We start from the raw sequence: 11,914 nt of genomic DNA, 5'->3' as shown, positions 1-11,914 counted from the left end.
GCACCCGCCGCCGCCCGCCGCCCCGGCGGCGCCGACGCCACGACCGCCCGTTCAGCGGCCCCCCGCCCGGCCCCCTCGGACAGGCGCCGGTCCGGGTCCGCCCGCACGATGCCAGGGAGGCCGGCCCCCCGCCGGCCCCACGGTCTGCGCTCTCGGGAGGATCTGCCATGACCGCCACTCTGGAGCAGCTGCGCCGCTGCCACTTCGCCGTCGACCTCGGGGCGGCGCGGACCCGCGTGTACGTCAAGGGCGCCGGGCTCGTCGTCGACCAGCCGTCCGCCGCCGCCGTCAACACCCGTACCGGCGCGCTGATCGCGGTCGGCGAGCTGGCGGAGAAGATGACCGGCCGCACCCCCGACTACATCCGGGTCGTACGGCCCGTCTCCGGCGGCACGATCGTCGACATCGAGATGGCCCAGCGGATGCTGCGGCACCTGCTCGGCGACAAGGTGCGCCGCTCGCTGCGCCGCAAGCCCCGGCTGCGGGCGGCGGTCTGCACCCCGCACGGCGCCGATCCGCTGGCCCAGCGGGCCGCCGTCGAGACGCTCGTCGGACTCGGCGCCCGCCGGGTGGAGCTGGTCGACACGCTCATCGCCGCGGCGGTCGGCTGCGGCCTGCCCGTGGAGCAGCCCGAAGCCACGATGATCATGGTGTGCGGGGCGCACGCCACGCAGCTCGCGGTGCTCTCCCTCGGCTCGATCGTGACCGCCGCGCGCATCCCGGTCGGCGGCGAGGCCGTCGACCACGCGATCGTCCAGCACCTGCGCCACCACCACGAACTGGTGCTGCCCAGCCAGTCCGTACGGCCGCTCCAGGTCGCCCTGTGCGGCAACGGGCTCACCGCGCAGGGCCCCGCCTCCACCGAGATCCACGGCCGGGACGTGGCGACCGGCCTCGCCCGCAGCGTGCGGGTGGACACCGCCGCCGTGCGCAACGCCATCCAGACGCCGCTGACGGCCGTCCTGGACGGGCTCGGCAAGGTGCTGCGGGACTGTCCGCCGGACCTGGTCGCCGACCTCGCGGACCGCGGGATCATGATGGTCGGCGGCAGCGCCCTGCTGCCCGGTTTCGACCAGATGCTGCGCCAGGCGACGGGCATGCCGGTGCACATCGCCGAACGGCCGGACATCTGCGCCGTACAGGGGCTGGGCACCATGCTGGAGGGCCAGGTCGAGCCGCTGGACCTGCACGCGACCGCCGACTGACGTCACGGCCCGCCGGTCACCCGGCGAACCAGCAGCGCACCTCCGTACCGTCCGGGCCGGTGTGCACCCGGACCAGGTCCGACACGAGGTTGACCAGCAGCAGGCCGCGGCCGCCGCGCTGGTCGCGGGCGGCGGGCCGGCGCCCGGCGAGCGGGTCGGCGAGCCGCCCCTTGTCCCGCACCTCGCACACCACGTACCCGTCCTCGGCCCACACCCGCAGCGTGCCGGCGCCGCCGCCGTGCACCACGCTGTTGGTGGTCAGCTCGGCCGTGACCAGTGCCAGGTCGTCGAGCTTGACCCCGGTGAGGCCGAGCCGCGCGGCCTCGGCGGTGGCCGTGTGCCGGGCGTCCGGGAGCGTGTCGGCCGTGAAGGAGACGACCGGCACGTCCGGCGCCGGCGGCAGCGGCTCGTTGTAGCGGGCGACGACGCCGGAGGGGTCGTAGGCGGCGCTGGCCGACTCGGCGCGGGACCCGGCCGGGATGACCACGGGGTGGGTGGCGTGGGCGTCGGCGAGGACGTGCGCGTCCAGGCCCACGGCGTCGTACGGGCACAGGATGGTCACCGCGCGGCCCCGGAAGGCGTCGTTGATCAGCGCCTCGTGCTGGGCGCAGGCGGGGTACTCGGCGGGGCTGCGGCCGGCCCAGATCGGCTCGCCGATGATCCGCACCCGGCGGCCGGGCGGCTGGGCGTCGGCGAAGGCGCGCAGCACGCCGGGGATGATCCGGCCGGGGTTGCGTCCGGCCTCCCGCATGTCCAGCAGCCGTACCGCGGCGGCGTCGGAGCCGAGCGCGTCACGGATCAGTGCGAGCCGCTCGCCGGGGACCGCCACGGCGACGGGCTCACCGCCGGCCAGGCCCTCGCGGACGAAGGGGACGGTACCGGCCAGGTACTCGTCGTCGCCCCGGTAGAAGAGCGCGGGGTGGACGAAGTCGCTGTCGCCGGGTCCCGGCATGCCGGCGGCCGGTTCGGTCACGGTACTCATGACATCGACACCTCGATCGCCGGCTGGTCGGGCCAGAACATCTCCAGCACCCGTCGCAGTGTGGCAGGCGGCCGGTGCAGCACGAGCCGCCGGCCCTCCGGGAGCCGGCGGGCGGCGTCCGCGAGAGTGTGCGCCCCGTCCACGTCGACGAACGTCACGCCCGACATCTCCACATGCACGTCGCCACCCTCACGCACCGCCTGTTCCAGCGCCCGCTGCCATGTCTCGCGCGTCGTCAGCACGATCTCCCCCGCCGCCCGCACGCCGTCGCGCCCGGGCAACGGGGACACCGTCAGCCCCGGCGCCGCTCGCACGGACCCGGACGACGCCTCGCCCTGAGTGCCCACTGTGTTCTCCCCTACTCCCGGACCATGCGCCCCTACCCAGCTCCCGCCGGTCCAACCCCGCAGGCGGGTGTACTCACGCGATCGACGGGCAGGCGCACTTGCGACACCGATGAGGACCGAGAAGGCGGTGACATGACCTCAGCGGCACCACGTCTGACGGACAGGCCGGCCGGCCTGGTCATCGAGTGCCGGGTGGAGGAGGAGCGGGCGCTGCTCGTCCCCCGGGGCGAGCTGGTCCAGGGGTGTACGGAACTCCTGGCCGAGGCGCTCGCCGGGCTGCCGCCCGGGACCTGCCGGGTCGATGTGGACATGCGGCACGTGATGTTCATGGACACGGCGGGGCTCCAGTTCCTGGACCTCCTCAACGGCCACGGCCACCGCGGGCCGCTGACGGTGACCACGGGGCACTGGCGCGGCCAGCCCCGCCGGACCCTGGAGCTGGCCGGCCTGGACACCGACGACCCCTTGCGCACCTCGGAACCACGGCCGGCCCTCTCGTCCTCCTCCTCGCCGGTGGCGCTGGAACGCTCGGAGCGGCTGCACGACCTCCAGGAGGAGGTGGAGCAGCTGCGCCAGGCGATCGTCTCCCGTCCGGTGATAGACCAGGCGCGGGGCGTGCTGATGGCCGTCCACTCCTGTACGTCCGAGGCGGCGTGGGACATCCTGCGGGAGGCGTCCCAGCTCTCCAACACCAAGCTCCGCACGGTCGCCGAGGCGGTCACCGCCAGCGCGGGCAACGACGGCCCGCCCCCGCCACCGGAGATCCGCACGGCCCTGCGGACCGCGGTGGCCCGGCACGGACGGTGAGGGGAACCGGCACCGGGGCGGGTGGTGCCGGCGCCGGGCGGGGTACTCGGCGACCGGCCCGCCGGACCGACGGCCGGGCCCCGGCAGCAGGAGGCACCATGATCGACCAACCGACACCTTCGCAGGCCGAGGGCGAGCGTGACGACGAGCCGGGCACGCCCGAGCGCCAGTCACCGCCGCACCCGACCCCGTCCCAGGCGGAGGGCGAACGCGACGACGACCGCGAGGACGAGAAGCCCGGCCCCCGCCTCTGACCCCCGGCCGCCCCCCGGAACCGACAGCGGGCCGCCACGGCACCCCGGCCGTGACGCCCGCCGGCGCGCACGGCCACGCCGGTCAGCGCACGGGGGTACGGACGCACGGACGCACGGGCGCACGGGCACCCGCGACGCCCCGGCCGGAAGGTGCGGCGGAGCAACGCCGGACACCGCAGGACGGCACCGGGCCCCGCGGCCGGCGGTGTCGTCCGCGCCCGCCCGGAGGCCGTAGGCTGCCCTGCGGCTCCCGGCCGCCGCCCGGAGCCTCGGTGCGGTGGGTGGGGAGCGCGCAGGTGAGCAAGGTCGTTCCGTCGGACGGAGACCGGAACCGGGACCGGGCCCGGACGTCGGCCCGTCGCGCGCTGCTCGCGGCCGCCGCGGCCGTCCTCGTCGTCCTGCTGTCGCTCGGCGACGGCGGTTCCCTGGTCATCCTGGGCGCACTGGCCGGGCTGGCGGTGTGCGCGGTCGGCGCCTGGTGGTTCCTGGCCCACCGGGGAGCGCTGCGGGTACTCGGCGCAGTGCTGGCCGTGGCGGCTCCGGTGGCCGTGCTCGTTCTCTTCCTGAGCGGCGGCATGTGGTTCACGGCACTGGCCGCCGTCCTGCTGTGGGCCCTCGCCCTGACCTGCGCCCGCGCCGCCCTGCGCGCGGAGCGCCGGCCGGACCCGGCGCCGGCGGCGGCCCGGCCGCACCCCCCGCACCGCCGGGCGGTCCTCATCATGAACCCGGCCTCGGGCGGCGGAAAGGTCGAGCGGTTCGGCCTCGTCGAGCGCGCCGAGGCCCTCGGCGCCCGGGTCGTCCTGCTCACCCCGGGCACCCGCACGGACGTCGCGGAACTCGCCCGGAAGGCCGTCGCCGAGGGCGCCGACCTGCTCGGCGTCGCCGGCGGGGACGGCACCCAGGCGCTGGTCGCCGCGGTCGCCGCCGAGCACGACCTGCCGTTCCTGGTGATATCCGCCGGCACCCGCAACCACTTCGCCATGGACCTCGGCCTGGACCGCGACGACCCGTCCCGCTGTCTGGACGCCCTCACCGACGGCGTGGAGTTCCGGGTCGACCTGGGCGACGTGGCGGGCCGGGCGTTCGTCAACACGGTGTCGTTCGGGGTGTACGCGGAGATCGTGCGGCGCCCCGAGTACCGCGACGCCAAGGCCGGTACGGCCCTGGACGCGCTGCCCGACCTGCTGGCGGGCGGCTCCGGTGAACGCCTCGACGCCCGCGCCGACGACCGCCCGGTCGACGGTCAGCAGGCCCTGCTGGTCAGCAACAACCCCTACGCCACGGCCGACCCCCTCGACGTGGGGCGCAGGCCCCGGCTGGACCGGGGCGAACTCGGCGTGCTGGGCATCCGCGTGGACGGTGCCGCCCAGGCGGCCGACCTCGCCGTACGCGGCACGCTCTCCCCGGCGCTGACCGTCCTCGCCTCCCGCCGGGTCGAGGTCACCGCGACCGGCACTGGCACCGCCGGGAGCATCCCGGTGGCCGTCGACGGCGAGGCCCTGACCCTGCCCACCCCGGTGGTGTGCACCGTCCGCCCCCGCGCCCTGCGCGTCCTGGTCCCCCGCGACCGGCCGGGCGCCGAGCCGCCGCCCCCGCCCCTGGACTGGCGCCGCATCACGGCCCTCGCCCTCGGCCGCCGCTGACCACCGCGGCGCGCGGCCCGGCGGAGGCCGTGCCCGCCGCTTCGGCCGCGACCGGCTACAGCCGGGCGCCGATCCCGGTCAGCGCCCGGACCTCCATCTCCGCCTGCCTGTCCGGATCGGCGGGGCGCCGGCTGAGGACGGTGCCGAGATATCCGCACACGAACGACAGCGGAATCGACACGATGCCGGGGTTGGTGAGCGGGAACCAGTGGAAGTCGACGCTCTCGAAGATCGACGTGGGGGTGCCCGAGACGGCCGGTGAGAAGACGATGAGCACGAGGCAGGAGACGAGACCGCCGTAGATGCTCCACAGCGTCCCCGAGGTGTTGAAGCGCTTCCAGTACAGCGTGTACAGCATCGTCGGCAGGTTGGCGGAGGCCGCGAGGGCCAGGGCCAGCGACACGAGGAAGGCGACGTTCTGGCCGTCGGCCACGATGCCGCCGACGATGGCCAGGAGCCCGACCACGGCCGCGGTCAGCCGGGCCACCCGTATCTCGGACCGGGGATCGGCCTTGCCGCGCCGTATCACGTTGGCGTAGACGTCATGGGCGAACGAGGCCGAGGCGGCCAGCGTCAGACCGGCCACGACCGCCAGGATCGTCGCGAAGGCCACCGCCGAGACGATTCCCAGGAGCACGACCCCGCCGATGTGGAAGGCGAGCAGCGGCGCCGCGGAGTTCTCCCCGCCCGGGGCGTGGACGATCGCCTCCGCGCCGACCAGGGCGGTGGCGCCGTAACCGACGACCAGGATTCCCAGATAGAACGTGAACATCGACCAGGTGCACCACACCACCGACCTGCGCGCCTCCTTGGCGTTCGGCACGGTGTAGAAGCGCATCAGCACGTGCGGCAGGCTGGAGATGCCGAGAACCAGGGCGAGGGCCAGTGAGACGAATTCGATCCTGCTCGTCCCGTTCTGGCCGTACAGGCTGCCCGGTTCGAGCAGTCGCTCGCCCAACGGGCTGTTCTCCGTGGCCTGTTGCAGCAGCGCGGAGAAGCTGAATCCGAACTTGCCGATGAGGAAGACGGCGATGAAGGTCACGCACACCAGGAGCATGCCGGCCTTGATGATCTGCACCCAGGTCGTGCCCTTCATTCCGCCCACCAGCACGTAGAGGAGCATGACGATCCCCGCGCCGCTGATGAGCAGCGCCCGCCCGCCCCGGGTGTGCACGTCCAGCAGCAGGGCGATCAGCCCACCGGCGCCGGCCATCTGGGCGAGCATGTAGAAGAACGTGATCACCAGGCTGGCGTTGGCCGCGGCGGCCCGCACCGGCCGCTGCCGCATGCGGAAGGCCATGACGTCGCCCACGGTGAACCGTCCGGTGTTGCGCAGTCCCTCACCGATGAGCAGGAGGGCGACCAGCCAGGCGACGAGCCACCCCACGGAGTAGAGGAACCCGTCGTAACCATGGACGGCGATCGCCCCGGAGATGCCCAGGAAGGACGCCGCGGAGAGGAAGTCGCCGGACATCGCGATACCGTTCTGCGCACCGGTGAAGGCGCTGCCCGCGGCGTAGTAGTCGGACGCCGTCTGGTTTCTGGTGGTGACCTTGTAGACGACGAACAGAGTGATGACGACGAATACCAGGAACACGCTCAGATTGAGCAGGGGGCTGCCGGTGGCCGCCGCGGCGAGCTGCCGTCTCATTCCTTGTCCACTCCCGCCAGTTCGTGAATCCTGTCCACTTCCGGATCGATTTTCTTCCGGGCGAAACGCCGGTACGCCAGGACGATCAGGATCGTGGACACGAACTGCATCAGACCGATGACGGTGCCCATGTTGATCGCGCCCGAGACCTTGCGGCTCATGAAATCGTGGGCGTACGCGGAAAGCAGGGCGAACGTCATGTACCAGCAGAGGAAAAGGGCGCTCATGGGGAAGACGAACAGCCGAAGCCGTCTGCGCAGCCGGATGAACTCCTCGCTCTGCTGGATCGCGAGGTAGCCGGGCTCGCCGTCCTGACGGGAAGCGCCGGCATCCCGTCCGGCGGGCCGCTCGGACACGTCGAAGGCGGGCGCCCCTGCCGGTCTGGTCACGTTCCTCTTTCCGTGGATGCGGGCAGGACGGCGCACGGGCGCCCCTGCGGCGAGCGAGGTGGAAGGAGCCGAACCGTAGCCCACGACCATTCAAAGCCGCCAGCGGTTGCGAACTGAAGGCGGCTTGATCTTAATTTTGCCCAGCATTCACCGAACCCGCACGACGCCATCGACCCGCCCCCCGAATGTGGAGAACATGTGCGTGACGGCTCGGCCCGTCGGCACCGGAGAGGGGGAGCCGCATTGTTAGCGCCCGCCCGACTGCCCTAAACTCGCGCGGAGTTCAGCACGTGACAGGTCGGCACACGGCGTGCGGGGATCGTTTCGCATCCGAGAACGGGGAGACGGGACAATGCATTTCCATGGGCGTACCCGGGACATACGCCCACGCCCGGGTTCGCACACCGTGGCATGACCGCAAGAAGTCGCGCCGTCCCACCGGCACCGCCTCGTGCTGCCGGGCGTCCCCGTCGTGCTCAGGTGAAAAGCCGGGAGAAAACAGCATCGTGACCGATACCTGCGAGCCGGCCGTGCCGAGTACGGAGCCCATGTCGTGACCGCGGCCAGGCACGCGGCCACACGTCCGGTACGGCCGTCACGGTGGGCCGCCCTCGTGCAGTGGCGGAACTGGCGGCTGCTGGTGAAGCTGGCGGCGGTGCTGCTCGTACCCGCTGTGTTCGCCGTCTGCCTGGGTGTCGTGCGGATCCATGACGACGTCGCCCGCGCCAACTCCTACGCGGACATGCAACGCCTGGCCGCCCTGCGCGGTGAGCTGCGGACCCTGCTGGACACCCTGCAGATGGAACGCACGATGTCCGTCCAGCGGCTGAGCACCGGCGACGCCGCCGGCGACCACTCCGCCGGCGCCCACGCCGGTCTGTCCCGGCAGCAGCACAGCGTCGACAGCGCCCGGACCGCCGTCACCGGCAGCGGGAAGCGGGGAGCCCCCCTCACGGGCGTCGCGGCCCACCGCTACCGGGACGCCGTCGGTCTCCTGGACCGCCTGCCCGCCCTGCGCTCGCGGGTGGCGTCCGGCGACATCGGTGCCTGGGCCGCGCTCGGCGACTACGGCGCGATCATCGCGGGAGTGCTCGATCTGGACCAGGCGCTCGCCGGCAAGTTCACCACCCCGGAACTCACCAGGTCCGCGACGGCGTTGTACGACCTGGAGGCCGTCGAGGAGCAGATCCACGTGCAGCACGCGATTCTGCTGCAGGCCCCCGGCCGCGACCGTCCGATGACCCCGGAACTCGTCGAGGCGCTGCGGGAGGCCGACGTACGCCTGCGGGACAAGCTCGGTGACTTCCGGGCCCTGGCCACCCCCGCGGAGCTGAACGCATACCGGCGGACGGTCACCGGCGCCGCCGTCAGCCGGCGCGCGCACGCGGTGAGCGACGCACTGGCCGGGTCCCTCGCGTCGGGCGCGCGGCCGAACGCCACCACGTGGCTGACCGTCCCGGTCGACCGCTGGAACAGCGACTCGGAGGCCACCGGCGCGCTCGTCGACAAGGTGTCGGACGGCTTCCTCGACAGGCTGCGCGCCTCGTCGGCCGAGCTGCACGACCGCACGAGCGACAGCGCGGGCGTCGCGTCCGTCGTCCTCTTCGCCGTACTCCTGCTCGCCCTGGCCGTCGGTCTGGGCATCGGCAGGCATCTGCTGCGGTCGCTGGCCGTCCTGCGCTCGACCGCGCTCGACGTGGCGGAACACCGGTTGCCCGCCGCGGTCGAGAGCATGCGCGAGGGGCGGGCGGCGGACGCCGTGGTCGACGTCGTACCGGTCCACACCACGGAGGAGTTCGGGCAGCTCGCCAGGGCCTTCGACACGGTGCACTCCCAGGCCGTACGCCTGGCGGCGGAGCAGGCCGCACTCCGCGGCGACCTCAGGAACTCCCTGGTCAACCTCTCCCGGCGCAGCCAGAGCCTGGTGGACCGGCTGCTGCTGATGATGGAACAGCTGGAACGGCACGAGGAGGACCCGGAGCAGCTGGCCAGCCTCTTCGCGCTCGATCACCTGGCGACGCGGATGCGGCGCAACAACGAGAACATGATGGTCCTGTGCGGCAGCGCTCTGGTGCGCTCCTCCCGGGGTGCGGCGCTGGACGCCGTGCTGAGGAGTGCCGTCTCCGAGATCGAGCAGTACCAGCGCGTACTCGTGCAGCCAGGACCATCCGTCGAGGTGGTCGGGTACGCGGCCGGTGACCTGGGGCGGCTCGTCGCCGAACTGCTCGACAACGCCACCGCGTTCTCCCCGCCGCACACCCAGGTGCTCGTCGGCGGCGCCCGGCAGCGCGACGGTTCGCTGCTGATCGAGATCCTGGACGACGGGATCGGGATGAGCGAGAGCGACCTGGCCGGGGCCAACCGGCGCGTGGCGACGGACGCCGCCACGGACGCCCCCGCGTCCCGGCAACTGGGACTGTCCGTGGTCGGCCGCCTGGCCGGCCGGCACGGCATCGCCGTCAGCCTGAGCCCGCGGCCGGGAGTCAGGGGACTGCGGGCCCGTGTCCTGGTACCGGCCAGGCTGGTCACGGCACAGACACCGGCCCGCCCGGCCCGGCCCGGCACCGGGACCGACCGCCCCGCTGCCACGCCGCCGACGCTGCCGACACGGACGCGCGGCGGCCGTCCGGACGGCGCGACCCCGGCGACGCGCCCGCCACGCCCCCCGTTCGCCACCGCCACCACCACCCCAGCCACCACCACGACCACTGCCTTCACACCACGGCCCGTCCCGCCCGACAGGGACGCGCCGCACAAGGCCGCCGGCCCGCCCTGGTTCGCCCTCCCCGCAACGGCGGCGGCCCGCGACACCGGCGACAGCACGGACGCGCCGGCGCCGCGCGCCGCGGCGGAGAAGCCCGCGCTCGCCGTCCGGCGCCCGGCCGGAGGAGGTACGCGGGAACCCGACCGGCCGGCCGACCGCACCCAGGCCGGGCTGCCCAGGCGGGTACCGCGTACGCCGCCCGCTCCGGCCCGGACCGAGCGGCCCGCCACCGGGGGCGGGACGGCCGCGAGCCGGAACGCCGGCCGCGCCCACAGCTTCCTCAGCAGCTACCAGTCGGGCATCCGTCGGGCGCGGCCCGACCAGACGCACAATCCATCGGCGACGGGCAGGAAGAACCCATGACATCACCCCACTCCTCGGAGGTGAGCCAGTTCGGATGGCTGGTCACCAACTTCACGGAGCGCGTCCCCAATGTGGCGCACGCCGTCGTGATCTCGGCCGACGGACTGCTGCTCACCGCGTCGGACCAACTGGCGGCCGAACGCGCCGAGCAGCTCTCCACCATCGCGGCGGGCGCCATCAGCCTGATCCAGGCCGCCGCCCACTGCCTGGACACCGGGAACGCGCTGCGCACAGTGATCCAGATGGAGCACGGCAACATGCTGATGATGTCCATCCGGGACGGCTCGTGCCTGGTCGCTCTGGCGGCTCCGGACTGCGAGATCGGCCAGATAGCCTACGAGATGGCCATGCTCGTCGACCAGGTCGGCGAGCTGCTGACCCCGGAACTCCGCACCGAGCTGCAGCAGTTCCAGCAGACTGCTGCCCGATAGCCGGACGAGGAGAAGATGAGCACCGGTGGAGGCCCGTCCGGCCCTGGAAGAGATCGGGAAGCGGAGGACGAACAGACCTTCGCCGACGTGCTCAACGCGTTCAGTCTCGGCACCGGACGGCGCAGGCGGAAGACCTCCGGCCGACGCGACGCACCGCCGGACAGAGCGCGCGACGGAAGCGGCGAAGCCCCGCCGCCGCCCGCCCCCGAGCCGTACGGTCCGGCGTCCCAGGCGCACCACCAGCCGTCCGCCTGGGACGCCGGGGACACCGGGGCCACCGGGGACGGGGAGCCCGGGGCACCGGCCTCGTTCGTCCGCGCCTACGCGTGGACGGGCGGCCGGACCAGGTCGCACCACCACTTCGAGGTCGAGACCCTGGTCACCACCACCGATCCGGCCGGCGCCCCCGGCGCCGCCACCCAGTGGGACCACGCGGTGCTCGACCTGTGCCGGGAACCGCGGTCGGTCGCCGAGGTGGCGGCGCTCGTCGCGGTACCGCTGGGGGTGGCCAAGGTCCTCCTCGGCGACCTGGCGGACCGCGGGCTGATCGTCGTCCACGAGACGGCTACCGACTTCGGCGACGCCCCGACCCACGCGCTGATGGAACGGGTGCTGATCGGACTGCGCCAGCTCTGACGACCGCCCCGACCGGGCGGGCAGCCTGGGCCACCAGCCCCGGAAAACACGACTCCCCAGGTCAGAACGATTCTGCCTGGGGACGCTCGGTGGGGCGGGTGGGACTCGAACCCACGGCCGGCGGATTATGAGTCCGCTGCTCTAACCGGCTGAGCTACCGCCCCATAGCGGCGTGTCGCGTACACGTGTGCGCGCCGTCTGCCGCAGCATAGCCGCTCATACGATCTCCTGCTCCGGGTGGTCGGCTTCCCCGCTGCGGCTTCCTGACCTTGAGGACTCCGGGGCGGCCCGCGCGGTTCCCGGACCCGGCCGGAGACCTTGGGCGGACATGAAAAAGGACCCCGAAGGGTCCTCGTTCACCATGCTCTCCCGACTGGACTCGAACCAGTAACCTGCCGGTTAACAGCCGGCTGCTCTGCCAATTGAGCTACGGAAGATCGAA

Annotated in this window: 11 protein-coding genes and 2 tRNA genes; 7 read left to right on the top strand and 6 right to left on the bottom strand. The window is 73.3% G+C overall.

Going from position 1 to position 11,914, the window contains the following annotated elements; all coding sequences use genetic code 11:
* The first annotated feature begins 167 nt into the window (after nucleotides 1–167).
* Nucleotides 168–1,205 (top strand): rod shape-determining protein, encoded by a 1,038-nt coding sequence (locus ACZ3IG_RS02755; RefSeq protein WP_467428308.1) that lies wholly within the window; start codon nucleotides 168–170, stop codon nucleotides 1,203–1,205.
* A gap of 16 nt (nucleotides 1,206–1,221) precedes the next feature.
* Here ACZ3IG_RS02755 and ACZ3IG_RS02750 read toward each other — a convergent pair whose 3' ends face one another.
* Nucleotides 1,222–2,187, bottom strand: a complete 966-nt coding sequence (locus ACZ3IG_RS02750) for an anti-sigma factor RsbA family regulatory protein (RefSeq protein ID WP_467428306.1) — start codon at nucleotides 2,185–2,187, stop codon at nucleotides 1,222–1,224.
* A complete protein-coding gene (locus ACZ3IG_RS02745) occupies nucleotides 2,184–2,477 on the bottom strand; it encodes an STAS domain-containing protein (protein ID WP_467429164.1) in 294 nt (97 codons plus the stop codon). The genes ACZ3IG_RS02750 and ACZ3IG_RS02745 overlap by 4 nt, the downstream gene beginning before the upstream one ends.
* A 189-nt stretch (nucleotides 2,478–2,666) precedes the next feature.
* On the opposite strand from ACZ3IG_RS02745, the gene ACZ3IG_RS02740 reads away from it, so the two are divergent.
* The 3 genes from ACZ3IG_RS02740 (at nucleotide 2,667) to ACZ3IG_RS02730 (ending at nucleotide 5,238) form a co-directional block, all read left to right on the top strand.
* Entirely contained in the window at nucleotides 2,667–3,341 is a 675-nt protein-coding gene (locus ACZ3IG_RS02740; RefSeq protein WP_467428305.1) for an ANTAR domain-containing response regulator, read from the top strand.
* A 98-nt stretch (nucleotides 3,342–3,439) separates the two neighbouring features.
* Nucleotides 3,440–3,595: a hypothetical protein gene (locus ACZ3IG_RS02735; RefSeq protein WP_403541353.1), complete on the top strand. Its 156-nt coding sequence runs from the start codon at nucleotides 3,440–3,442 to the stop codon at nucleotides 3,593–3,595.
* A 296-nt stretch (nucleotides 3,596–3,891) separates the two neighbouring features.
* The gene (locus ACZ3IG_RS02730) at nucleotides 3,892–5,238 is read left to right on the top strand and encodes a diacylglycerol/lipid kinase family protein (protein WP_467428301.1); all 1,347 of its coding nucleotides are present in this window, start codon (nucleotides 3,892–3,894) and stop codon (nucleotides 5,236–5,238) included.
* 55 nt (nucleotides 5,239–5,293) lie between these two features.
* Here the strand turns inward: ACZ3IG_RS02730 and ACZ3IG_RS02725 are convergent, their stop codons facing one another.
* On the bottom strand, nucleotides 5,294–6,889 hold the full coding sequence (locus ACZ3IG_RS02725) for a solute symporter family protein (protein ID WP_467428300.1): 1,596 nt from the start codon (nucleotides 6,887–6,889) through the stop codon (nucleotides 5,294–5,296).
* Nucleotides 6,886–7,278 (bottom strand): DUF485 domain-containing protein, encoded by a 393-nt coding sequence (locus tag ACZ3IG_RS02720; RefSeq protein WP_467428299.1) that lies wholly within the window; start codon nucleotides 7,276–7,278, stop codon nucleotides 6,886–6,888. Before ACZ3IG_RS02720 ends, ACZ3IG_RS02725 begins: the two co-directional genes overlap by 4 nt.
* A 553-nt stretch (nucleotides 7,279–7,831) precedes the next feature.
* Here ACZ3IG_RS02720 and ACZ3IG_RS02715 point away from each other — a divergent pair.
* From ACZ3IG_RS02715 to ACZ3IG_RS02705, 3 genes are read left to right on the top strand one after another with little or no spacing between them, the layout of a single operon-like run.
* Entirely contained in the window at nucleotides 7,832–10,405 is a 2,574-nt protein-coding gene (locus ACZ3IG_RS02715; RefSeq protein ID WP_467428298.1) for a sensor histidine kinase, read from the top strand.
* Nucleotides 10,402–10,836, top strand: coding sequence for a roadblock/LC7 domain-containing protein (locus ACZ3IG_RS02710; protein ID WP_467428296.1), 435 nt, complete (start codon nucleotides 10,402–10,404; stop codon nucleotides 10,834–10,836). Before ACZ3IG_RS02715 ends, ACZ3IG_RS02710 begins: the two co-directional genes overlap by 4 nt.
* A 15-nt stretch (nucleotides 10,837–10,851) precedes the next feature.
* Nucleotides 10,852–11,472 carry a DUF742 domain-containing protein gene (locus ACZ3IG_RS02705; RefSeq protein WP_467428294.1) on the top strand — a complete coding sequence of 207 codons (621 nt, stop codon included), beginning with the start codon at nucleotides 10,852–10,854 and terminating at the stop codon, nucleotides 11,470–11,472.
* A 90-nt stretch (nucleotides 11,473–11,562) separates the two neighbouring features.
* Here the strand turns inward: ACZ3IG_RS02705 and ACZ3IG_RS02700 are convergent.
* Nucleotides 11,563–11,636 (bottom strand) — tRNA-Ile (locus tag ACZ3IG_RS02700).
* Between the two features lie 200 nt (nucleotides 11,637–11,836).
* Nucleotides 11,837–11,909, bottom strand: a tRNA-Asn gene (locus ACZ3IG_RS02695).
* Nucleotides 11,910–11,914: the final 5 nt, after the last annotated feature.

This window comes from Streptomyces sp. NPDC016677, from assembly GCF_055562815.1.
The sequence above is the reverse complement of the archived record's forward strand: the minus strand, read 5'-3'. Positions and strand labels throughout refer to the sequence as shown.

What these genes read in the sequence shown, in the direction of transcription:
- ACZ3IG_RS02755 (WP_467428308.1), top strand. Translation starts at nt 168, where the DNA reads ATGACCGCCACTCTGGAGCAGCTGCGCCGCTGCCACTTCGCCGTCGAC.
- ACZ3IG_RS02750 (WP_467428306.1), bottom strand. Translation starts at nt 2,187, where the DNA reads ATGAGTACCGTGACCGAACCGGCCGCCGGCATGCCGGGACCCGGCGAC.
- ACZ3IG_RS02740 (WP_467428305.1), top strand. Translation starts at nt 2,667, where the DNA reads ATGACCTCAGCGGCACCACGTCTGACGGACAGGCCGGCCGGCCTGGTC.
- ACZ3IG_RS02735 (WP_403541353.1), top strand. Translation starts at nt 3,440, where the DNA reads ATGATCGACCAACCGACACCTTCGCAGGCCGAGGGCGAGCGTGACGAC.
- ACZ3IG_RS02725 (WP_467428300.1), bottom strand. Translation starts at nt 6,889, where the DNA reads ATGAGACGGCAGCTCGCCGCGGCGGCCACCGGCAGCCCCCTGCTCAAT.
- ACZ3IG_RS02710 (WP_467428296.1), top strand. Translation starts at nt 10,402, where the DNA reads ATGACATCACCCCACTCCTCGGAGGTGAGCCAGTTCGGATGGCTGGTC.
- ACZ3IG_RS02705 (WP_467428294.1), top strand. Translation starts at nt 10,852, where the DNA reads ATGAGCACCGGTGGAGGCCCGTCCGGCCCTGGAAGAGATCGGGAAGCG.